The organism is Verrucosispora sp. CNZ293, from assembly GCF_002754655.1.
Genome location: NZ_PEFR01000001.1, coordinates 3,127,945 through 3,147,786 on the forward strand (window position 1 = coordinate 3,127,945; position 19,842 = coordinate 3,147,786).

At 71.4% G+C, this 19,842-nt stretch carries 21 protein-coding genes and 2 pseudogenes; 15 read left to right on the forward strand and 8 right to left on the reverse strand.

Translation table 11 applies throughout. From position 1 onward, the window contains the following. The first annotated feature begins 49 nt into the window (after positions 1-49). Together CLT74_RS14090 and CLT74_RS14095 are read left to right on the forward strand one after the other, a co-directional pair. Positions 50-418 (forward strand): hypothetical protein, encoded by a 369-nt coding sequence (locus tag CLT74_RS14090; protein WP_099846953.1) that lies wholly within the window; start codon positions 50-52, stop codon positions 416-418. 48 nt (positions 419-466) lie between these two features. Continuing rightward, positions 467-918, forward strand: a pseudogene (locus CLT74_RS14095) (GNAT family N-acetyltransferase). On the opposite strand, the gene CLT74_RS14100 reads toward CLT74_RS14095, so the two are convergent. Then, positions 908-1,192: a hypothetical protein gene (locus tag CLT74_RS14100; RefSeq protein ID WP_143697163.1), complete on the reverse strand. Its 285-nt coding sequence runs from the start codon at positions 1,190-1,192 to the stop codon at positions 908-910. The pseudogene CLT74_RS14095 and the gene CLT74_RS14100 overlap by 11 nt on opposite strands. Before the next feature lie 389 nt (positions 1,193-1,581). On the opposite strand from CLT74_RS14100, the gene CLT74_RS14110 reads away from it, so the two are divergent. Genes CLT74_RS14110 through CLT74_RS14120 form a run of 3 tightly spaced genes read left to right on the forward strand, consistent with a single transcriptional unit; the run spans position 1,582 to position 2,999 of the window. After that, positions 1,582-2,460, forward strand: coding sequence for a Scr1 family TA system antitoxin-like transcriptional regulator (locus CLT74_RS14110; protein ID WP_099846956.1), 879 nt, complete (start codon positions 1,582-1,584; stop codon positions 2,458-2,460). Then, positions 2,453-2,647, forward strand: coding sequence for a DUF397 domain-containing protein (locus CLT74_RS14115; protein ID WP_099846957.1), 195 nt, complete (start codon positions 2,453-2,455; stop codon positions 2,645-2,647). The genes CLT74_RS14110 and CLT74_RS14115 overlap by 8 nt, the downstream gene beginning before the upstream one ends. Positions 2,648-2,705: 58 nt before the next feature. After that, positions 2,706-2,999, forward strand: coding sequence for a hypothetical protein (locus tag CLT74_RS14120; RefSeq protein WP_099846958.1), 294 nt, complete (start codon positions 2,706-2,708; stop codon positions 2,997-2,999). A gap of 3 nt (positions 3,000-3,002) precedes the next feature. Here CLT74_RS14120 and ligD read toward each other — a convergent pair whose 3' ends face one another. After that, a complete protein-coding gene (gene ligD, locus CLT74_RS14125) occupies positions 3,003-4,028 on the reverse strand; it encodes a non-homologous end-joining DNA ligase (protein WP_099846959.1) in 1,026 nt (341 codons plus the stop codon). A 47-nt stretch (positions 4,029-4,075) separates the two neighbouring features. Between ligD and msrB the strand changes: the two genes are divergently transcribed. Further along, the gene (msrB, locus tag CLT74_RS14130) at positions 4,076-4,486 is read left to right on the forward strand and encodes a peptide-methionine (R)-S-oxide reductase MsrB (RefSeq protein WP_099846960.1); all 411 of its coding nucleotides are present in this window, start codon (positions 4,076-4,078) and stop codon (positions 4,484-4,486) included. 138 nt (positions 4,487-4,624) lie between these two features. Here the strand turns inward: msrB and CLT74_RS31360 are convergent, their stop codons facing one another. Next, the gene (locus CLT74_RS31360; protein ID WP_486582306.1) at positions 4,625-5,332 is read right to left on the reverse strand and encodes a DUF305 domain-containing protein; all 708 of its coding nucleotides are present in this window, start codon (positions 5,330-5,332) and stop codon (positions 4,625-4,627) included. A gap of 86 nt (positions 5,333-5,418) precedes the next feature. Then, positions 5,419-6,168, reverse strand: coding sequence for a lytic polysaccharide monooxygenase (locus CLT74_RS14140; protein WP_099846961.1), 750 nt, complete (start codon positions 6,166-6,168; stop codon positions 5,419-5,421). A 152-nt stretch (positions 6,169-6,320) separates the two neighbouring features. On the opposite strand from CLT74_RS14140, the gene CLT74_RS14145 reads away from it, so the two are divergent. From CLT74_RS14145 to CLT74_RS14160, 4 genes are all read left to right on the forward strand, one after another. Further along, on the forward strand, positions 6,321-6,581 hold the full coding sequence (locus CLT74_RS14145) for a Prokaryotic metallothionein (protein ID WP_099851981.1): 261 nt from the start codon (positions 6,321-6,323) through the stop codon (positions 6,579-6,581). 128 nt (positions 6,582-6,709) lie between these two features. After that, positions 6,710-7,150 carry a GNAT family N-acetyltransferase gene (locus CLT74_RS14150; RefSeq protein WP_099846962.1) on the forward strand — a complete coding sequence of 147 codons (441 nt, stop codon included), beginning with the start codon at positions 6,710-6,712 and terminating at the stop codon, positions 7,148-7,150. Positions 7,151-7,354: 204 nt separating this feature from the next. After that, on the forward strand, positions 7,355-8,449 hold the full coding sequence (locus CLT74_RS14155; RefSeq protein ID WP_099846963.1) for a lytic polysaccharide monooxygenase: 1,095 nt from the start codon (positions 7,355-7,357) through the stop codon (positions 8,447-8,449). Positions 8,450-8,647: 198 nt separating this feature from the next. After that, a complete protein-coding gene (locus tag CLT74_RS14160; RefSeq protein WP_099846964.1) occupies positions 8,648-9,745 on the forward strand; it encodes a lytic polysaccharide monooxygenase in 1,098 nt (365 codons plus the stop codon). An 86-nt stretch (positions 9,746-9,831) separates the two neighbouring features. On the opposite strand, the gene hemQ is transcribed toward CLT74_RS14160, so the two are convergent. The 3 genes from hemQ to hemE are packed head-to-tail and all read right to left on the reverse strand — an operon-like array spanning position 9,832 to position 13,042. Beyond that, entirely contained in the window at positions 9,832-10,533 is a 702-nt protein-coding gene (gene hemQ / locus CLT74_RS14165; RefSeq protein ID WP_099846965.1) for a hydrogen peroxide-dependent heme synthase, read from the reverse strand. Then, on the reverse strand, positions 10,530-11,939 hold the full coding sequence (hemG, locus tag CLT74_RS14170) for a protoporphyrinogen oxidase (protein WP_099846966.1): 1,410 nt from the start codon (positions 11,937-11,939) through the stop codon (positions 10,530-10,532). Before hemG ends, hemQ begins: the two co-directional genes overlap by 4 nt. Before the next feature lie 5 nt (positions 11,940-11,944). Then, the gene (hemE, locus tag CLT74_RS14175) at positions 11,945-13,042 is read right to left on the reverse strand and encodes a uroporphyrinogen decarboxylase (RefSeq protein ID WP_099846967.1); all 1,098 of its coding nucleotides are present in this window, start codon (positions 13,040-13,042) and stop codon (positions 11,945-11,947) included. A 132-nt stretch (positions 13,043-13,174) separates the two neighbouring features. On the opposite strand from hemE, the gene CLT74_RS14180 reads away from it, so the two are divergent. From CLT74_RS14180 to CLT74_RS14200, 5 genes and pseudogenes are all read left to right on the forward strand, one after another. After that, positions 13,175-13,747 carry a DUF3000 domain-containing protein gene (locus tag CLT74_RS14180; protein ID WP_099846968.1) on the forward strand — a complete coding sequence of 191 codons (573 nt, stop codon included), beginning with the start codon at positions 13,175-13,177 and terminating at the stop codon, positions 13,745-13,747. Positions 13,748-13,849: 102 nt separating this feature from the next. Further along, a pseudogene (locus CLT74_RS14185) lies at positions 13,850-15,166 on the forward strand (ribonuclease D); the annotation flags it as partial. 312 nt (positions 15,167-15,478) lie between these two features. Further along, positions 15,479-16,693 carry a thiolase family protein gene (locus CLT74_RS14190; RefSeq protein ID WP_099846969.1) on the forward strand — a complete coding sequence of 405 codons (1,215 nt, stop codon included), beginning with the start codon at positions 15,479-15,481 and terminating at the stop codon, positions 16,691-16,693. Between the two features lie 50 nt (positions 16,694-16,743). Continuing rightward, positions 16,744-18,810: a 3-hydroxyacyl-CoA dehydrogenase NAD-binding domain-containing protein gene (locus CLT74_RS14195; protein WP_099846970.1), complete on the forward strand. Its 2,067-nt coding sequence runs from the start codon at positions 16,744-16,746 to the stop codon at positions 18,808-18,810. Between the two features lie 99 nt (positions 18,811-18,909). Next, positions 18,910-19,305 (forward strand): hypothetical protein, encoded by a 396-nt coding sequence (locus CLT74_RS14200; protein WP_143697164.1) that lies wholly within the window; start codon positions 18,910-18,912, stop codon positions 19,303-19,305. A 94-nt stretch (positions 19,306-19,399) separates the two neighbouring features. Here the strand turns inward: CLT74_RS14200 and CLT74_RS14205 are convergent, their stop codons facing one another. Next, positions 19,400-19,828 carry a winged helix-turn-helix transcriptional regulator gene (locus CLT74_RS14205; protein WP_486582728.1) on the reverse strand — a complete coding sequence of 143 codons (429 nt, stop codon included), beginning with the start codon at positions 19,826-19,828 and terminating at the stop codon, positions 19,400-19,402. Positions 19,829-19,842: the final 14 nt, after the last annotated feature.

Genomic DNA, 19,842 nt, shown 5'->3' on the forward strand with positions numbered 1-19,842 from the left:
GGGGCAGGCGCCGGAACCGGCGCCTGCCCCGGCGGTCGGGAGCGGCCGGGTGCTGGACGGTAACGGTTACCGGACCCTGGTCGCCGGCGCGACGTACGACTTTCTCGCGGCGATGCACGGTCGAGTGGCCGTCGGTGAAGGCGGCTGTCTGACCCTGCGGGACGAAGGAAGGGTCGCCGCAGTGGTGGTCTGGCCGCCGGGCACCACGTTGCTTCCGCACGGCCGGACGGGCGTGCACGTACCCGGGGTCGGGGAGATCGTCGTGGGTGATCGGGTCGACGGCGGCGGCGGATTCTTCGAGGCTCCGTTCACCGAGGACGACCCGCCGGGACACCTGCCGCCCATGCCCGCCGGGTGCGGATCCGCTGGCACCGCCGTAGCGGTGATCGGAAGCGTCACCCGGCACAGCGACAGTTGACGGTGCTCTGCCGCGCATCGGGGCGCGCCGTTGTGGGACGCTCGCGGGATGAGTGAGGTGATCTTCCGTGACGCGGTTCGGGCCGATCTGCCGGCCATCCTCGACCTGCTCGCCGACGACATGCTGGGGCGTACCCGTGACGTCGGTGAGGTCGACGCCAGGTACGAGAAGGCGTTCGCGGACATCACCGCCGACCCGCGCAACCAGCTCGTGGTCGCCGAGGCGGGGGTGAGCTGCTCGGCTGCATGCAGCTCACCTACATTCCTGGGCTCGGCCGGCACGGCACCGAGCGGCAGTTGATCGAATCGGTCCGGGTCCGCTCGGACCAGCGCGGACGGGGCCTGGGCCGGCAGATGATGACGTGGGCGATCGACGCGGCACGGCAACGCGGCTGCGGCCTGGTGCAGCTCACCACCGACAAGGCCCGCCACGACGCGCACCGCTTCTATCTCGGTCTCGGCTTCGTCGCGAGCCACGAGGGTATGAAGCTCAGTCTCTGACACCGGCTGACGGGGGCCCTGCCAGCCTGGGTCGCCCCACGTCGCAACGGAGGACGGTGGCCCAGAAGGTCGTCAGCGTCGCCAGACTCGACCCGTGGGTCAAGGATCGGGTGGACTTCCGGATCAGCCAGAAGTCCCCGTCGGGCAGGACGATCGCCCAGCCGATCGGGGTGTCGTTCTCCGCCACGAGCACCAGCAGTTCCGGCTTGCTGTCGACCTCGATCTCGGGCAGGTCCGCCACCTCGACGGACCGCATCCCCTGTTCCCCGCTCACCGGTAGCTCCGCCTGTGGCATCGCCGCACGACGTGGCGGGACCGCCACAGCCGGGCCAGCCGCAGCAACGGCCGCTGCTGCGGCTGGACCGCCGTCGAGACGTTCCGCTCCGGTTGATCGGCGCGGTACGCACCGGCTCGCTCGTGGTACGCGGACCGCTGTATCACGTCGATCGGTTCGTCCTGCCGTTGAAACCACTTCCACCGAGCCACCACGAGCCTCCCGCGAACACGCACCGATATTGCCGATGCCCGTCACCATCGGCCCGCGCTTCGCCAATCTGCAACGTCTCATCCGGAGATTCGGGAAGAAAAATTTACGGTGTGTCATCTGGGCCTCGATGCTGTTCCAAACGAGACACTGGCAGCACCGATTTGAGACGGGGTGACATGAGCGACGTTGGGTCTTCGGTGCCACGGCGACAACTGGGCAGGTTGCTGCGCCAGGCCAGAGAGGAAGCCGGCATCAACCTGGAGGCTGCCGCCGAGGCCCTCGAATGGTCGCGCGCCAAGATGTACCGCCTGGAGAGCGGACAGACCTCTCTGCGTACCCACGATGTGACGCTGATGTGCCAGCACTACGGCACCTCCGCCGAGCTGACCGAGGTCATGGTCAGCCTGGCCCGGGAAAGCAAGAGTCGGGGTTGGTGGCACGCCTACGGTGAGGCAATCCCGGCGTGGTTCGAGCTGTACGTCGGGCTGGAGGCGGCGGCCCGCCGCGTGCGTCAGTACGAGCCGACGCTGATCCCTGGGTTGCTCCAGACCGCCGAATACGCTGCGGTCATCTTCAGCGCCAAGGCTGGCCGGAGCCAGGATGAGATTGCGCAGAAGGTCGCACTACGCATGGAGCGTCAGAAGCTGCTCGCTCGCCGCAGCCCAAAGGCTCCCAGCTTCGAAGCCATCATCGACGAGGCCGTGATCCGCCGCCCCATTACCGACCTGGACGCCTGGCGCAGCCAACTCGCACATCTGGTGAACGCCGCACAGCGACCGAACGTCTCGGTCCGGGTGCTGCCGCTGGGCAGCGGCCCCCACGCGGCATCCGTTGCCGGGTCGTTCATCATGCTGGACTTTCCAGCGGTCGGCACGCGGCCCGCAGAGCCGTCGACCGTCTACAGCGAGTCGCTGACCGGCAGCCTTTACCTGGACAAGCCGACAGAAGTGGCGGCGTACGCTGACGCCTGGTCCACCCTTCTGGACCTTTCACTGGGCGTGCGCGAGTCTGAAGATCTGATCGGGACGGTTATCAAGGAGACCTTCGATGAATGACCTGACCAACGCCAGGTGGCGCAAGAGCAGCCGGAGCGGTGAGGGCGAGTGCGTCGAGGTGGCCGACGATCTGGCCGGCGCGGTCGGGGTGCGGGACAGCAAGGACGTCGGCGGGCCGGTGCTGCGGTTCGACGCCTGCCAGTGGCGCTCCTTCGTGAACGGTTTGAAGGGTGGCACCCCGAGCTGACGCTCGATCGGCGTGGGCGCGTTGCCCGCAGTGGCGTGCGGCTGGTTCGATCACCGGCATGGAGATCATTCTGGCCACACTCCTCGCCCTGGTCGTCGGCCTGCTGCTCGCGCAGGTGCCGAGCCGTCGCGAGGTGGCCCGCACCGCGTACCGGCTGACCGAGCTGGAGCGGCGGCTGACCCTGGTGATGGATCACCTCGGCGTCGCCGACACCGACCCGCTGCCCCCGGTCGTCCGGGAGCACCTAGCCCGCGGTAACAAGATCAAGGCGATCGCGGAGTACCGGAAGATCACCGGCGCGGACCTGCTGACCGCCAAGACCGTGGTGGAGGCGGGCGACACGCGCCGGTGACGGTCAGCGGGGGCGGTCGCGGTCCTTGGACGGTTGGACCCGTTTCGGTTCGCCTGGCATCTTCGGGTGGTCGGGCGGGTAGGGCAGGTCACCCTCTCCGGCGGCGGCGTCCCGCTCGGCCCACTCCAGCAGCGTGGTGATGTCCCACGCGGCGTCGTCGATGCCGGCGTGCGGGTCGCCGCGCTGGGCCAGCCGTTCCGGCACGGTACGCAGGTCGAAGTCGTCCGGGTCGACGTCGGCCAGCTCGTCCCAGGTGACCGGGGTGGAGACGGTCGCCCGGGCGTTGGCGCGCAGGGAGTACGCGCAGGCGATGGTGCGGTCCCGCGCCATCTGGTTGTAGTCCACGAAGACCCGCTCGCCGCGTTCCTCCTTCCACCAGGCGGTGGTGACCAGGTCGGGCCGGCGGCGGGCCAGTTCCCGGGCCAGCGCGATGGTGGCCCGGCGTACCTCGACGAATGTCCAGCGCGGCTGGATGCGCAGGTAGACGTGCACGCCCCGACCGCCGGAGGTCTTCGGCCAGCCCGGTACGCCGAGCTCGTCGAGGATCGCGCGCAGCTCGGCGGCGGCCGTCGCGGCGTGGGCGAAGTCGGTGCCGGGCTGCGGATCGAGGTCGACCCGCAGCTCGTCGGGCTGGTCGACGTCGGCGGACCGGACCGGCCACGGGTGGAACACCACGGTGCCCATCTGCGCTGCCCAGGCCACGTGGGCCAGGTCCGCCGGGCACAGCTCGGCGGCCTTGCGGCCACTGGGGAAGCTGATCTCGGCAGTCTGCACCCAGGGCGGCACGCCCCGGGTGGGCACCCGCTTCTGGAAGAACATCTCCCCCTCGATGCCGTCGGGGAAGCGCTGCAACGTGGTGGGTCGGTCGCCCAGCGCCCGCATGATGCCGTCGCCGACGCTGACGTAGTAGTGGAAGACGTCGGCCTTGGTGAAGCCCCGCTCCGGGAAGATCACCCGATCGGGACTCGACAGTCGTACGCTGTACCCGGCCACCTCGATCTGCTCGGCCGCAGCCTTCGTGCCACCCATTGCGCGACCATATGCGATGGGTCCGACCTTCGGCGTACCGTTGACCTGTGACTCTTCCCGACAGCGAACTGCCCCGCACCGAGGACGAGTGGCGGGTCCGGCTCAGCCCCGCCGAGTTCCGGGTGTTGCGCGAGCACGGCACCGAACCGGCCTGGACCGGCGAGTACGTCGACACCAAGACGCCCGGCATGTACAGGTGTCGGGCCTGCGGCGTCGAGCTGTACCCGAGCGACACCAAGTTCGACTCGCACTGTGGCTGGCCGAGCTTCGACGACGCCATCCCCGGCGCGATCAAGGAGATCGAGGACAATTCTCTCGGCATGAGCCGCACCGAGATCCGCTGTGCCCGCTGCGACAGCCACCTCGGGCACGTCTTCCGTGGTGAGGGCTTCACCCCGAAGGACACCCGGCACTGCGTGAACTCGCTCTCCATCCGCCTGGACCCGAACGACGCCTGACCAGCGCACCCCGCCCGCGGCCACTCCGGCCCGCGCAAGCCGGTGCCGGCCCGCGCCGCGCCGGCCCGGCCCACGCACGCCAGGTCCGGCCCGCGCCGACCCGCGTCCGCACCGGCCGGGGTCCGCGCGGCCGGGCGGTCAACCGGATGCGGGCCGGCCGGCCATCAACGCGACCTGAGCGGTACGCGACTGCTCGACGCGCCGGGCCAGGTCGAGCACCCGCGCGTCGGTACCCGCGGCCAGATGCGCCCGGGCCAGGTCGGCGGCGGCCTGCTGGTGCGCGCTGAACACCTCGATCAGCACCGTGTCGACCTCGGCGTCCGGGGCGTCGCGCAGCCGCGCCAACTGTTCGGGGCCGGTGCCGTGCCCGGCGTGGTCGTCGGCACGGGCGCTGCGCCCGGCCTGCGCCAGCCAGCCGCGCGCGGTGGCCAGTTCGTCGGACTCGGTCGCCTCGACGGCGGCGACAAGGGTGCGCAGCTCGCCGTCGGTCAGTCGATCCCGGACCAGCCGGACGATCTGGAGGGTCTGTTCGGTGTGCCCGGCCATCATCGACAGGAACAGCCTGTCGATACCGGTCATCTCGCTGGTGACGCCAGGCGTCGCGGCGGGGGTGGCGGCCACCGGAGGGGTGGCGTCGGTGGGCGCGGGCCGCCCGGACGGCGCGGGCGAGCCGCCGCAGCCGGCAACCAGCAGCGCCACGAACAGGTGTAGCGGCAGCACCCGCAGCGTGGCACGCCGCGCCCGCACCACGGCGCGCCCTTCGGGCGGCCGGGCCGACGACCCGACGACTCGGGCCCCCAGCACGCCGGCTCCGGCCCGCGACACGGCGGCTCCGGCCGACAGCACACCAGCTCCCGCCCACAGCAGGGCACGAAGGAGCGACGGTACGGCGGGCGGGAGGTGCGGCCAGCTCCGGCCGCACCTCCCGCTGGTCAGATCTGGCTCCACAGCGCCGGTACGTTCGGCGGCTCCCAACCGGCGATGGCGGTGTGCGCCTGCCGGCACCTGTACGTACGGCCGCCGTAGGTGACCTGGTCCCCGACGGCGTACGCGCGACCGGCTGTCCAGGTGCCGCCGGTCGGCGGGTTGGTGGTCGGGGCGACCGTCGGGGTGGGCGACGGGGCGGGCGGGTTGGTGGTCGGGCTCGGGCTGGGCGTCGGGTTGCCGCCGCCACCGCCGACCTGGAGGTCGACGCAGGAGTAGAAGGCGTTTGCGGTGTCGGAGATGTTCCACACCGCGAGCAGCTTCTGCCGGCCCGGGTAGCCGGACAGGTTGACGGTGTGCGAGACGGTCGCGCCGGGCTGGCGTCCACCACCGGAGAAGACCGCGACCCGGGTGTTGCCGATGAAGTACTCCCAGTCGCGGGTGGCGTGCATGGCCGTGTTGACCCAGGTGAACGTCACAGTGGTGCCGACCGAGGTGGCTGGCCAGCCCCGGTTGTCGTCATTGAGCACGGCGAAGTGCGAGATGTTGGCGTGGCAGTTGCGCAGCCCCTTGGGGCCCTCGACGCTCTGCGGCTCCCACCTGATCTGCCCGCAGTCGGGCACCCGGTTCTGGGCGCAGAGCGCCTGGCGGCTCGGCGGCGACGAGACGTAGCCGTGTGCCTGGGCGGGGGTGGCGACGGCCAGGGTGGAGACCATGGCGCCCGTCGCGACGAGCGGAAGGGTGATTCTTCGGCGCATGGCGGCAGCTCCTTGTCGGCGTGATGCCTGGTGAGGTGCCACCAACATAATTTAAACCTTGTTAACAGTAAAGACCACTGTCGATAAAAGACGAGCCGCTCGGCGCCATGCCGCAAGATGGGACAAAAGGTCTTCCGATGGAGGTACGGGGCGTGGCTACCTGCGAAGTCTGCGGCAACGAATACTGGCTCTCGTTCGAGGTGCGTACGGTCAGCGGCGACGTGCACACCTTCGACAGCTTCGAGTGCGCGATCCACCGCCTGGCACCGATCTGCGAGCACTGCGGCATCAAGATCTCTGGCCACGGGGTCGAGGTCTCCGGTCGCTTCTTCTGCTGCGGTCACTGTGCCCGCTCGGTGGAGGCCGAGCGCGGCGCCGAGATCCGCGACGCCGTCGGCGCCCGCCCCGCCTGACCGTCCCACACCCGCCCGCACTGCCGGCACCGCCACCAGCGCCCACCAGCACCGCAGACCAGGCCGCCAACACCGGCACCGGCACCGGCACCGGCAAGACTCCTGGGACACCGCACTAGCCTGGCGGGATGTCGACTACACAGCTACGGGTCGCCAGTTTCGCCGAGTTGGACGCCCGCACCTTCCATGACCTGGTACGGCTGCGCGTCGACGTCTTCGTGGTCGAGCAGGAGTGCGCGTACCCGGAGGTCGACGGACGCGACGTCGAACCCGGCACCCGGCACCTGTGGCTTGCCCACGACGGCGCTGCGGTGGCGTACCTGCGGATCCTGGCCGACCCCGGCGGGGTGGCCAGGATCGGGCGGGTGGTGGTGGCACCGGAGGCCCGGGGTGCCGGGCACGCGAGCCGGCTGATGACGGCGGCCCTCGCGGAGATCGGCGACCGGCCGTGCGTGCTGGACGCGCAGTCGCATCTTGTCGACTTCTACACCCGGCACGGCTTCACCGTCAGCGGGCCGGAGTACGTCGAGGACGGCATCCCGCACACGCCGATGCGCCGGAAGCGGTGACCGGCCGGAAAACCAGTGCTGGAAGCGCTTCGACGAGCCCGTGCAGCAGGTGCTGGAAATCGCTTTCCTCATTGACGTGTGACGATCGAACGTGCCATCCTTCCGGTCGAGTCAGCACACGAGGGCCACGCTGAAAGCGCGGGAGAGGGCAACTCCCGAGCGTCCGGGCGATGTCGAGATCCAACGACTCCCCCTGGGGGCTCCATGTCCAATTCACTGAGATCATCGCGGGCGCTCTGGCTGCTGGCCGTCGCGGCCGTCGCCACCCTGCTGCTGAGCACCGCATTCGTGCAATCCGCCTCCGCGCACGGCTCGGTGGCCAATCCCGTCTCCCGCAACTACGGCTGTTGGCAACGTTGGGGCGGTGACTTCCAGAACCCACGGATGGCCACCGAGGACCCGATGTGCTGGCAGGCGTGGCAGACCGACACCAACGCCATGTGGAACTGGAACGGTCTCTACCGCGAGGGCGTGGCCGGCAACCACCAGGGCGCCATCCCGAACGGTCAGCTCTGCTCCGGTGGACGCACCGAGAACGGGCGCTACCGGGCGATGGACGTGCCAGGTGCCTGGCGGACCACCTCGGTCGGCAACAACTTCCGGCTGAAGTTCTACGACCAGGCCAGTCACGGTGCCGACTACATCCGGGTGTACGCCACCCGCCAGGGCTACGACGCGCTGACCACGCCGCTGGCCTGGTCGCACCTGGAACTGGTCGGCCAGATCGGCAACACGCCGGCCTCGCAGTGGCAGCAGGAGCCGGGCGGGGTCTCCATCGAGATCCCGGTCAACGCCCCGGGCCGCACCGGCCGGCACGTCATCTACACGATCTGGCAGGCCAGCCACTCCGACCAGTCGTACTACATCTGCAGCGACGTGCAGTTCGGTGGCGGCACCACCCCGCCGACCACGCCGCCGCCGACCACCCCACCGCCCACCACTCCCCCGCCGACCACGCCGCCGCCCACCACGCCGCCGCCCACCAACCCGCCTCCGGCGGGTGCCTGCTCGGCGACGTACCGGGTCACCTCGACCTGGTCCGGCGGATTCCAGGGTGAGGTCCAGGTGACCGCCGGCAACGCGGCCATCCGCGGCTGGCGGGTGAGCTGGACGAACGGCAGCGGCCAACAGGTCAACCAGGCCTGGAACGCCACAGTCAGCTCCAGCGGCTCCACGGTGACCGCCACCAACGTCAGCTACAACGGCAACCTCGGTGCCGGCGCCAGCACCAGCTTCGGCTTCCTGGCCTCCGGCAGCAGCACGAACACACCGACGGTCACCTGCACCGCGACCACCTGACCCCGGCCGGGGCCGCGCCACACTCCCTCAGGCGCGGCCCCGCTCCGGAGAGCGCTTCTCGCGTTGACGTACGCCGATGCTCCATGGCACGCTTCCCTCGGAGCCAAGACCACAGGGGCAACGCAGGTCGACCACGGGAGAGGCAACTCCCGAGCGTCCGGGCGCTTTCGCGAACTGACAATTCCCTTGGGGAGCTCCATGTCGAACGTACTCAGATCACCACGCGCTGCCTGGCTGCTGGCCGTCGCGGCCGTCGCCCTGCTGCTGCTCAGCACCGCGCTGACCAACCCCGTCTCCGCGCACGGCGCCACGGTCAACCCCGGGTCCCGCGCCTACGGCTGCTGGGAGCGCTGGGGTGGTGACCACATGAACCCGCGGATGGCCACCGAGGACCCGATGTGTTGGCAGGCCTGGCAGGCCAACCCGAACGCCATGTGGAACTGGAACGGCCAACTCCGCGAGGGTGTGGGCGGCAACCACCAGGCGGCCGTACCGAACGGCCAGCTCTGCTCGGGCGGGCGTGCCGAGGGCGGTCGCTACAACGCCCTCGACACCTTGGGTGCCTGGCGGACCACCCCGGTCCCCAACAGCTTCCAGTTGAAGTTCTTCGACCAGGCCAGCCACGGTGCCGACTACCTCCGGGTGTACGCGACCCGGCAGGGCGTGGACACGCTCACCAAGCCACTGGCCTGGTCCGACCTGGAACTGGTCGGCCAGATCGGCTACACGCCGGCGTCGCAGTGGCAGCGGGAGGTCGACGGGGTGTCGATCCAGATTCCGGTGAACGCGCCGGGCCGCACCGGCCGGCACATCATCTTCACCGTCTGGCAGGCCAGCCACTTCGACCAGTCGTACTACCACTGCAGCGACGTGCAGTTCGGTGGCGGCACCACCCCGCCGACCACCACCCCGCCCACGACCACGCCGCCGACCACCACGCCACCCACCACCACCCCGCCGACCACTACCCCGCCCACCACCAACCCGCCGGTGACGGGTGCCTGCTCGGCGACGTACCGGGTCACCTCGACCTGGTCCGGCGGATTCCAGGGTGAGGTGCAGGTGACCGCCGGCAACGCGGCCATCCGCGGCTGGCGGGTGAGCTGGACGAACGGCAGCGGCCAACAGGTCAGCCAGGCGTGGAACGCCACAGTCAGTTCCAGCGGCTCCACGGTGACCGCCACCAACGTCAGCTACAACGGCAACCTCGGTGCCGGCGCCAGCACCAGCTTCGGCTTCCTGGCCTCCGGCAGCAGCACGAACACACCGACGGTCACCTGCACCGCGACCACCTGACCCCGGCCGGGGCCGCGCCACACTCCCTCAGGCGCGGCCCCGCCCGGCTCAGTGGACGAGCCGGGCGGACGACCCGGCGGGCCGGCTCAGGCCAGGGCGGAGACGATGTCCGCGATGGAGCGGCGGCGGCCGGTGTAGAAGGGAACCTCCTCGCGGACGTGCAGCCGGGCGCGAGAGGCCCGCAGGTCACGCATCAGGTCGACGATCCGGTGCAGTTCGTCGGCCTCGAAGGCGAGCATCCACTCGTAGTCGCCGAGCGCGAACGAGGCGACCGTGTTGGCCCGGACGTCCGGGTAGCCACGGGCCATCTTGCCGTGCTCGGCGAGCAGTTCCCGCCGCTCGGCGTCGGGCAGTAGATACCAGTCGTACGAGCGGACGAACGGGTAGACGCAGAGGTAGGCGCGGGCCTCCTCGCCGGCCAGGAACGCCGGGATGTGGCTCTTGTTGAACTCGGCCGGCCGGTGCAGCGCCATCTGCGACCAGACCGGGGTCATCGCCCGACCCAGGGCGGTCCGCCGCAACCGCAGGTACGCGTCCTGGAGGTCGTCGCTGGACGAGGAGTGCCACCAGACCATCAGGTCGGCGTCGGCGCGCAGCCCGGACACGTCGTAGGTGCCGCGCACCACCACGTCCTTGCCGGCCAGTTCCTCGATCAGCGACTCGACCTCGCCTGTGACGTTGTCGCGCAGCGACGGCAGCGGCGCGCTGGCCCGGAACACCGACCACATGGTGTAGCGGATCGTGTCGTTGAGTTCCTTCAGTCGGGCGGCGTTGCTCTGCTCGGTCATCTCCCCGATCCTTCCCATGCGGTGATGATCTCCTCGGCCGCCGTCTCGCCGGAGCGGACGCAGACCGGGATGCCGACCCCGTCGTAGCCGGCGCCGGCCAGCCGCAGCGTCGGATGTGCCGCCCGCAGCGCCGACCGGGCGGCGACGACCCGGTCGAGATGGCCGAGGGTGTACTGCGGCAGCGCGCCGCCCCAGCGCTGCACGTGCCCGGCGACCGGGGCGGGCAACGGCGCTCCCAGCACCGCGGACAGCTCCCGGTGCACGGTGGCGGCGAGATCCTCGTCGGGACGTTGGAGTTGCTCCTCGTCGCCGTACCGGCCCACCGAGGCGCGCACCAGGGCCAACCCGTCCGGCCGGCGCAGGTGCCCCCACTTGGTGGTGAAGAAGGTGGCCGCCTTGACCAGCAGCCCTTCGGTGGCGGGCACCAGGAAGCCGGAGAGGTCGGGCAGCGCCGGTTCGGGCAGCGCGAGGGTGACAAGCGCGACGCTCGCGTAGTCCAGCCCACCGACCACCTCGGCCGTCTCCGGGGCGACGTCGGCGAGCAGCCGGGCGGCCGGCCGGGCCGGCACCGCGAGCACCACCGCGTCCACGTCGACGTGCTCGGCGTCGCGGGTCGGGCCGACAGTCAACCGCCAGCCGGTGCCGGTCGGGATGAGTTCGCGCACCGCCGCGTTGCTGCGGATCGTCGCACCGCTGGCGGCCACGGCCGCGTCGACGAGGGTGCTGAGGCCGCCGTCGAGGGTGCCGAAGACCGGCTCGCCGGGGGCGCGGGGGGCGGCGGCCTGCGCCGCGCGGACCGCGCCCAGCAGCGTGTGCTCCACCCGGGCGGCCCGGGCCAGCGCCGGCATGGTGGTGACCAGGGACAGGTCGTCGGCGCGGCCGGCGTAGACGCCGCCGAGCATCGGGTCGACCAGCCGGTCGACCACCTCGTCGCCGAACCGCGACCGGACCAGCGCGCCCACGGAGACGTCGTCCCCGGGGCCGAGCAGCGGCCCACCACCGTCGCGGTCCGCCTCCGGTGTGGGCCGGGCCACCGCCGACACCTTGTCCAGATCACCGGGTACGCCGACAAGCGTGCCGCCGGGGATCGGGCGTAGCCCGCCGTCGACGGCGAGCGCCGCCTGCCCGGTCGTGGGGTGCACGATCCGTCCCGCCAGGCCGAGCCGGCGGATCAGGGCGACAGCTGCGGATTCCCCGCCGGCCGGGTCACGCATCAGGAACGACTCGGCGCCGAACTCGACGGGCCCACCGGCCAGCTCGCCGGTGCGCAGCTTGCCGCCGAGCGCGCCGGACTGCTCGTACACGGTGATGTCGAGGTCGGCGGGGCCCCGGTCACGCAGCCGGACCGCGGCGGCCAGGCCGGCGATGCCGCCGCCGACCACCGCCACCCGCCGCCGCGTCGCCATGGCGGTCAGCCCCGCTCGACCGGCCGGCCGGACAGCTCGTGCACCAGGGCGACCACCCGGGTCAGCACCTCCGGGTCGGTCTCCGGCAGCACACCGTGGCCGAGGTTGAACACGTGCCCCGGCGCGGCCCGGCCCTGCTCCAGGATGCGGCGTACCTCGGTCTCCACCGCCGGCCACGGGGCCAGCAGCAGGGTCGGGTCGAGGTTGCCCTGCACGGCCCGCTCCGGTCCGATCCGGCGGGTCGCGACGTCCAGCGGGGTACGCCAGTCGACGCCGACCACGTCGGCCCCGGCCTCGCCCATCGCGCCGAGCAGTTCGGCGGTGCCCACCCCGAAGTGGATCCGGGGCACACCGGCGTCGGCGAGCCCGGCGAGCACCTTCGTCGAGTGGGGCAGCACGAAGCGGCGGTAGTCGGCCTCGGAGAGCGCACCGGCCCACGAGTCGAACAGTTGCACCGCCGACACGCCGGCCTCGACCTGCACCCGCAGGAACGCCAGGGTCACCTCGGCCAGCCGGCCCGCGAGGGTGTGCCACAGTTCCGGCTCGCCGTACATCAGCGCCTTGGTCTTGGCGTGGGTACGCGACGGGCCCCCCTCCACCAGGTAGCTGGCAAGCGTGAACGGGGCCCCGGCGAAGCCGATGAGCGGGGTGTCGCCCAGTTCCTTGACGAGCATCCGCACCGCCTCGTCGACATAGTCGACGTCGTCGCGGTCGATCAGCCGGATCCGGTCGATGTCGGCGGCGGTACGCACCGGCTCGGCCACCACCGGCCCGGTGCCGGGCACGATGTCCAGGTCGACCCCGGCGGCGGCCACCGGCACCACGATGTCGCTGAAGAGGATCGCGGCGTCCACCCCGTGCCGGCGTACCGGCTGGAGGGTGATCTCGGTGACCAGATCGGGGCGGCGGCACGACTCCAGCATCGCCACGTTGGCCCGGATCTCGCGGTACTCCGGCAGCGACCGGCCCGCCTGGCGCATGAACCAGACCGGGGTGTGCGGGACGGGCAGACGGCGACACGCCCGCACGAAGGGCGAATCGGCGGGCCCGCCGGGGCGGGGTTCGTCGTCTCGGGCGGCGGTGCCCGTGGTGTCGGTGCTCATCGCGGCAATCGTGCCACGCGACCGATCGCCGTCCCGCGCCCACCGCCGCCTTTGTGACGTAGGCGGGTAAGCCCTCGGTGATCGTCGGCGCGCCTCACGATCGGGACCGGGGCGGCGGAATAGGCTGCGGGCATGGCCCCCCCGATCGCGCTTCCCGACACGTTCGCCCGCGCGGTCGCGGGGCTCCGGTCGGCGACGCCCCGGCCGGAGATCCTGCTGGAGGAGGTGGGGGCGCCGCAGCGACTCGCCCCCTACTCCTTCGCGCTCTCCGCGTCGGTGCTGCGCGACGGTGACGAGGTGGCGAGCGGGCGGCTGATCCTGCTGCACGACCCGGCCGGGCACGAGGCGTGGCAGGGCACGCTGCGGCTGGTCACCTACGTGACCGCCGAGTTGGAGGTCGACCTGGCCGCCGACCCGCTGCTGCCCGGGGTGGGGTGGACCTGGCTCACCGATGCTCTCGACGCCCAGGACGCGGGGTACCGGGCCATCGGCGGGACGATCACGCAGACGATGTCGACCCGGTTCGGCGAGCTGGCCGGCCCGCCCGCGGCCGGCGACGTGGAGATCCGCGCCTCCTGGACACCTACCGGTGGCGACCTCGCCGCGCACCTGGACGCCTGGTGCACCCTGCTCGCCTCCACCGCCGGCCTGCCGCCGCCCGGCGTCACCGCCCTGCCGGAGCGCCGGCCAGCCGCCACCGGCTGAGCCTGCCCGTCCCGGCACCGGCGAGCCTTCCCACCCCGGGCCGCCGACACGCGGCAGGGCGGGTGCGCGGCACTCGATCCACTCGCGCACTAGGGTTGTCAGGTGACCGACGAACCACCCCTGCGCCGTCGGGCCGCCGCAAGCCGTACGGGAAACGACACGCAGCACCCGCCATCGGCGCGGTCGGAGCCCTCGGACGCGGGGACCGAGCCCACCGGCGGCCAGTCCGTGCCGCTTACCGCACCCCGCGAGGGCACCCCCGAGCCAGTCGCCGCCCCGGATCAGCTGGCCGAGGTCGTGGCCCGCTTCGCCAACGGTGCCGGGCCGGTGGCTCTGGACGCCGAACGCGCCTCCGGCTACCGGTACAGCCAGCGCGCGTACCTCGTACAGCTGCGTCGCGCCGGTGCCGGCACCGTGCTGATCGACCCGTTGCCGCTGCCCGACCTGAGTGCCCTGGACGCCGTACTCGCCGAGACGGAGTGGGTGCTGCACGCGGCGAACCAGGATCTGCCCTGCCTGGCGGAGCTCGGGCTGCGTCCCCGCCGCCTGTTCGACACCGAGCTGGCGGCGCGGCTGGCAGGTTTCGAGCGGGTCGGGCTCGCGGCGCTGACCGAGCAGTTGCTCGGCTTCAGCCTGGAGAAGCACCACTCCGCGGCGGACTGGTCGAGCCGGCCGTTGCCCGAGTCGTGGCTGACCTACGCCGCCCTGGACGTTGAGTTGCTTACCGATCTGCGCGACGCGCTCGACGCTGAGCTGGCCCGGCAGGGCAAGTCCGAGTGGGCGGCGGAGGAGTTCGCCGCGCTCGTACGCAGCGGCGACCGGCCGCCCCGGGTACGCGCCGAGCCGTGGCGACGGACCTCCGGGATCCACCGGGTCCGGGGCGCGCGGGCGCAGGCCCGGGTCCGTTCCCTGTGGTACGCCCGGGACCAGATCGCCGCCCGGCGGGACACGGCACCGGGCCGGGTGCTGCCCGACTCGGCGATCGTCGCGGCGGCCGAGCTGGACCCGAAGGACGAGAAGACCCTGCTCACCCTGCCCGGCTTCGGCGGTCGGTCGGTGCGACGTCTGGCCCGTACCTGGCTGGCGGCGCTCGACGACGCCCGGCAACTGCCGGACGACGCCCTGCCGGTGGCACCGACGGTGGAGGGCCCGCCGCCGCCGCACCGGTGGGCGGAGCGGGACCCGGCCGCCGCCGCCCGCCTGGCCCGCTGCCGGGAGGTGGTGTTGCGGGTGGCCGGTGAGCACAACCTGCCGGCGGAGAATCTGATCTCCCCCGACACCATTCGACGGATCGCCTGGCAGCCCCCCGAGGAGATCACCGAAGCCAGCGTCGCCGACGCCCTGCGCGCCCACCACGCCCGCGAATGGCAGATCACCCTCCTCCTCCCCCACCTGGCCACCGCCCTACCCCCACCCCCTGACCCCCCACCCCCTGACCCCCCCACCCCCACCCCACCCCCACCCCCACCCCCACCCCCGCTCCGGACCCCGGACCCCGGGCCGTTGATCATGAAGTTGTTGTCGCCCGGGTCGGCGTGGCGCGACAACAACTTCATGATCAACGAGGTGGGTGGTGTGGGGCGGAGTGTGGGGTGGGTTACAGGGGGAGGTGGCGCGGGGGTTATTACTGGCGAGTAGCATCGGGGAAACGCCAGTGCTGGCGACCTTTGTTCGGTCCGTCATGCGCCTGCGGCGCGACGAACCGGATCGTGGTCGAATAGGAGGCTCATCGTGCCCCGTGAAGTCCGGGATGTCGTCTTCGTCGACGGTGTCCGCACCCCCTTCGGCAAGGCGGGTGGCATGTACGCCAACACCCGCGCCGACGACCTGGTGATCCGTTGTATCCGCGAGCTGCTGCGCCGTAACCCTCAACTGCCGCCGGAGCGGGTCGAGGAGGTGGCCATCGCCGCCACCACCCAGATCGGTGACCAGGGCCTGACGATCGGCCGCACCGCCGCGCTGCTGGCCGGCCTGCCCAAGACCGTTCCTGGTTTCGCCATCGACCGGATGTGTGCCGGGGCCATGACCGCGGTGACCACCGTCGCCAGCGGCATCGCCGTGGGCGCGTACGACATCGCGATCGCCGGTGGCGTCGAGCACATGGGCCGGCACCCGATGGGCGAGGGCGTCGACCCGAACCCGCGCATCATCGCCGAGAAGCTTGTCGACCCGTCCGCGCTGGTGATGGGCTCCACCGCGGAGAACCTGCACGACCGGGTTCCGCACATCACCAAGCAGCGCACCGACGCGTTCGCCCTCGCCTCCCAGCAGAAGACCGCGAAGGCGTACGCCAACGGCAAGCTCCAAGACGACCTGGTGCCGGTGGCGATCCGCGATGAGGAGAACGGCTGGGGCCTGGCCACTGTGGACGAGGCGCCCCGGGACACCTCGATGGAGAAGCTCGCCACCCTCAAGACCCCGTTCCGCCCGCACGGCAAGGTCACCGCGGGCAATGCCGCCGGTCTCAACGACGGCGCCACCGCCAGCCTGCTCGCCGACGAGGCCACCGCCCGCGAGCTGGGCCTGCCGGTGGCGATGCGGCTGGTGTCGTACGGCTTCGTCGGTGTCGAGCCCGAGGTGATGGGCGTCGGCCCGATCCCGTCGACCGAGAAGGCGCTGCGGATCGCCGGGCTGACCATCGACGACATCGGCCTGTTCGAGCTGAACGAGGCGTTCGCCGTGCAGGTGCTGGCCTTCCTCGACCACTTCGGCATCGCCGACGACGACCCGCGGGTCAACCCGTGGGGCGGCGCCATCGCCATCGGTCACCCGCTCGCCTCCTCCGGCGTACGGCTGATGACCCAGCTCGCCCGGCAGTTCGCCGAGCACCCGGAGGTCCGCTACGGCCTCACCGCCATGTGCATCGGCATCGGCATGGGCGGCACCGTGATCTGGGAGAACCCGCACTGGACCGGGTCCGCGCAGGCGGAGGGTGGAGACAAGTGAGCGCGAGGAGTGAGCTTGCGAGCCCCGCAGTCGGGAACGAAGGAGACTCAGTGAGCCTCACCGCACCGAACGAGGTGGTCACCAAGGCCCTGCTGCGGCAGGTGAACGTGCCGGGGCTGGACCGCCCGGCCGCCCTGATCACCCTGGACAACGGCTTCGACCACACCAAGCCGAACACCTTCGGCCCGGCCGGTCTGACCAGCCTGGACGAGGCGATAAGCGCCGCGCTCGCGGCCGAACCGGCGTTCATCGCGGTCACCGGAAAGCCGTACATCTTCTGTGTCGGCGCGGACATCACCGGTCTGCCGCAGCTCGCGGACCGCGAGCAGGCGTTGGAGATCGGCCGGCTGGGTCACCGGGTCTTCGCCCGGCTCAAGGACAGCTCCGTACCGACCTTCGCCTTCGTCAACGGCGCGGCGATGGGCGGCGGTCTGGAACTGGCCCTGCACTGCCACTACCGGACCCTGTCGGCCGGCGCGGCGGCGCTGGCGCTGCCGGAGGTCTCCCTCGGTCTGATCCCGGGCTGGGGCGGCACCCAACTGCTGCCGAACCTGATCGGCATCCCGGCGGCCACCCAGGTGATCATCCAAAACCCGTTGATGCAGAACAAGATGCTCAAGCCGAAGCAGGCCGCCGAGCTGGGCATCGCCGACGTGCTGCTGGAACCGGCCGACTTCCTGGAGCGGTCCCTGGAGTGGGCCGCCGGTGTCGTCCGGGGCCAGGTCGAGGTGACCCGGCCCGAGGTCGACAAGGACATGTGGGCGGGCGTGCTCTACTTCGCCCGGCAGACGCTGGACCAGCGGCTGCACGGCGCGGTCCCGGCCGCGTACCAGGCGCTCGACCTGCTGGAGACGGCGAAGGACGCCGACTTCGCCACCGGCACCGCCGCGGAGGACGAGGCCCTGGCCGACCTGGTCTTCTCCGAGGAACTGCGCAGCGGCCTGTACGCCTTCGACCTGGTGCAGCGGCGGGCCAAGCGGCCGGCCGGCGCGCCGGACAAGGGCCTGGCCCGGCCGGTGACGAAGGTCGGCATCGTTGGCGCCGGTCTGATGGCCAGCCAGTTGGCGCTGCTGTTCGCCCGCCGCCTCCAGGTCCCGGTCGTGCTCACCGACCTGGACCAGTCGCGGGTCGACAAGGGCGTCGGCTACGTGCACACCCAGATCGAGAAGGCGGTGAGCAAGGGCCGGATGGACAAGGGCACGGCCGCGAAGCTGTACGGCCTGGTGTCCGGCTCGGTCGACAAGTCCGTCTTCGCCGACGCCGACTTCGTCATCGAGGCGGTCTTCGAGGACCTGGGCGTCAAGAAGCAGGTCTGGGCCGAACTGGAGAAGATCGTCAAGCCGGAGGCGGTGCTCGCCACGAACACCTCCTCGTTGTCGATCACCGAGATGGCCGCGGAGCTGGAGCACCCGGAGCGGGTCGTCGGCTTCCACTTCTTCAACCCGGTAGCGGTACTGCCGCTGCTGGAGATCGTGCGGGGCGAGCGGACCGACGACGCCACCCTGGCCACCGCGTTCGCCGTCGGCAAGCAGCTCAAGAAGTCGAGTGTGCTGGTGAAGGACGCCCCGGCGTTCGTGGTCAACCGGCTGCTCACCCGCTTCCTGGGCACCGTGTTCGCCGCCGTCGACGCCGGCACCCCGCTGGAGGTCGCGAACCGGGCGCTGGACCCGCTGGGTCTGCCGATGCGCCCCCTCGCCCTGCTCCAGTTGGTCGGGCCGGCCGTCGCGTACCACGTGGGCGGCACCCTGCACGCGGCGTTCCCGGACCGGTTCGGTGTCAGCGAGAACCTCAAGCGGATCGCCGACTCCGGCCAGCCGATCGTCGTCGATGACGAGATCAACGTCGAGGTGGCGAAGCTGCTGGTGGTCGGCGATCAGCCGCTCACCGAGGAGCAGGTACGCCAGAACGCGCTGGACGCGCTGGCGCAGGAGATCCGGCTGATGCTCGACGAGGGCGTCGTGGCCGAGGCGCAGGACATCGACCTGTGCATGATCCTCGGTGCCGGTTGGCCGTTCCACCTGGGCGGCGTCACGCCGTACCTGGACCGGACCGGCACCAGCGAGCGGGTCACCGGTAAGCGGTTCCTGCCGCGCGGCGCGGCCAGCCTGGCCGGCTGACCCGGCCCGACGACACCGATCGCGGTGGTCACCCGACGAGGGTGGCCACCGCGATTCGCTTTCGGTGCCGACGGTACGAATGAACCAACCGATCCGGAGTTGCAGCGAGCGGCCGACGACATGGTCCGCAACATCGAGTCGACGGTGAGCAACGAGACGAGCGCGGTGGGCGCGTTCTACGGTGACCCGGCCGACCAGGACCTGATCATGATCGCGGGCGCGTCCGGCCTGATGTCCGACCCGAAGCAGGAACTCGACGCGGCGGTCCAGGGACTCTCCGCCGAACTGGACCTCACAAACATGACAGCTGTCGATCCGGGGCCGCTCGGCGGCGAGGCGAGGTGCGGCGACGGCGGGTCGGAAGGTGTCCCGCTGGGCATCTGCACCTGGGCCGACCGGGGCAGCGTCGGCCTGATCGTGATGTTCTTCTCGTCCTGCGCCGACGCTCAGGCCGAGTTCGTCACCATCCGCAGCCAGGTCCAGCAACGCGAGTGAGCAGGGCCGGCAACAGGGCGGCGGACGCGACCCGCCAGCCCTGTTGCCGGTCGCTGCGGGTCGCGTGCCGGGCTGGAGTCGGGCCGGTGCCGGGTCAGGAGACGGAACCGTCGTAGTCGTCGCGGTTGGCGAGGACCTCGCCCATGTGGGCCTGGGCCCAGTACCTCATCTCGCGTGTCGTGCGGTGCAGCGACAGACCGAGATCGGTCAGCTCGTACGTGACGGTGACCGGGACGGTAGGCGTCACGGTACGGGTGAGCAGGCCGTCCCGCTCCAGCGCTCGCAGCGTCTGGGTCAGCATCTTCTGGCTGACGCCGGCCAGCAGGCGGGCAAGCTCGGAGTAGCGCATCGCTCTCGGCCCGTCCGACGCGTCAGGTCGCTGAGTGGCGTCGCCGCCCAACGCGCACAGGATGAGCACGACCCACTTGTCCGAGATCCGGTCGAGCAGCTGACGGCTGGGGCACACCGCGAGGAACGCGTTGTACTCCTCCCGGGCCTGCGCCTGCCGCTGAGCCGCCTTCATCGTCGTCACTGAGC

Coding starts and splice junctions, on each gene's coding strand:
- CLT74_RS14115 (WP_099846957.1), top strand. CDS start 2,453: ATGAATGACCTGACCAACGCCAGGTGGCGCAAGAGCAGCCGGAGCGGT.
- CLT74_RS14155 (WP_099846963.1), top strand. CDS start 7,355: ATGTCCAATTCACTGAGATCATCGCGGGCGCTCTGGCTGCTGGCCGTC.
- CLT74_RS14120 (WP_099846958.1), top strand. CDS start 2,706: ATGGAGATCATTCTGGCCACACTCCTCGCCCTGGTCGTCGGCCTGCTG.
- hemE (WP_099846967.1), bottom strand. CDS start 13,042: ATGAGCACCGACACCACGGGCACCGCCGCCCGAGACGACGAACCCCGC.
- CLT74_RS14140 (WP_099846961.1), bottom strand. CDS start 6,168: ATGCGCCGAAGAATCACCCTTCCGCTCGTCGCGACGGGCGCCATGGTC.
- CLT74_RS14205 (WP_486582728.1), bottom strand. CDS start 19,828: ATGAAGGCGGCTCAGCGGCAGGCGCAGGCCCGGGAGGAGTACAACGCG.
- CLT74_RS14150 (WP_099846962.1), top strand. CDS start 6,710: ATGTCGACTACACAGCTACGGGTCGCCAGTTTCGCCGAGTTGGACGCC.
- CLT74_RS14180 (WP_099846968.1), top strand. CDS start 13,175: ATGGCCCCCCCGATCGCGCTTCCCGACACGTTCGCCCGCGCGGTCGCG.
- hemQ (WP_099846965.1), bottom strand. CDS start 10,533: ATGACCGAGCAGAGCAACGCCGCCCGACTGAAGGAACTCAACGACACG.
- ligD (WP_099846959.1), bottom strand. CDS start 4,028: ATGGGTGGCACGAAGGCTGCGGCCGAGCAGATCGAGGTGGCCGGGTAC.
- hemG (WP_099846966.1), bottom strand. CDS start 11,939: ATGGCGACGCGGCGGCGGGTGGCGGTGGTCGGCGGCGGCATCGCCGGC.
- CLT74_RS14110 (WP_099846956.1), top strand. CDS start 1,582: ATGAGCGACGTTGGGTCTTCGGTGCCACGGCGACAACTGGGCAGGTTG.
- CLT74_RS14160 (WP_099846964.1), top strand. CDS start 8,648: ATGTCGAACGTACTCAGATCACCACGCGCTGCCTGGCTGCTGGCCGTC.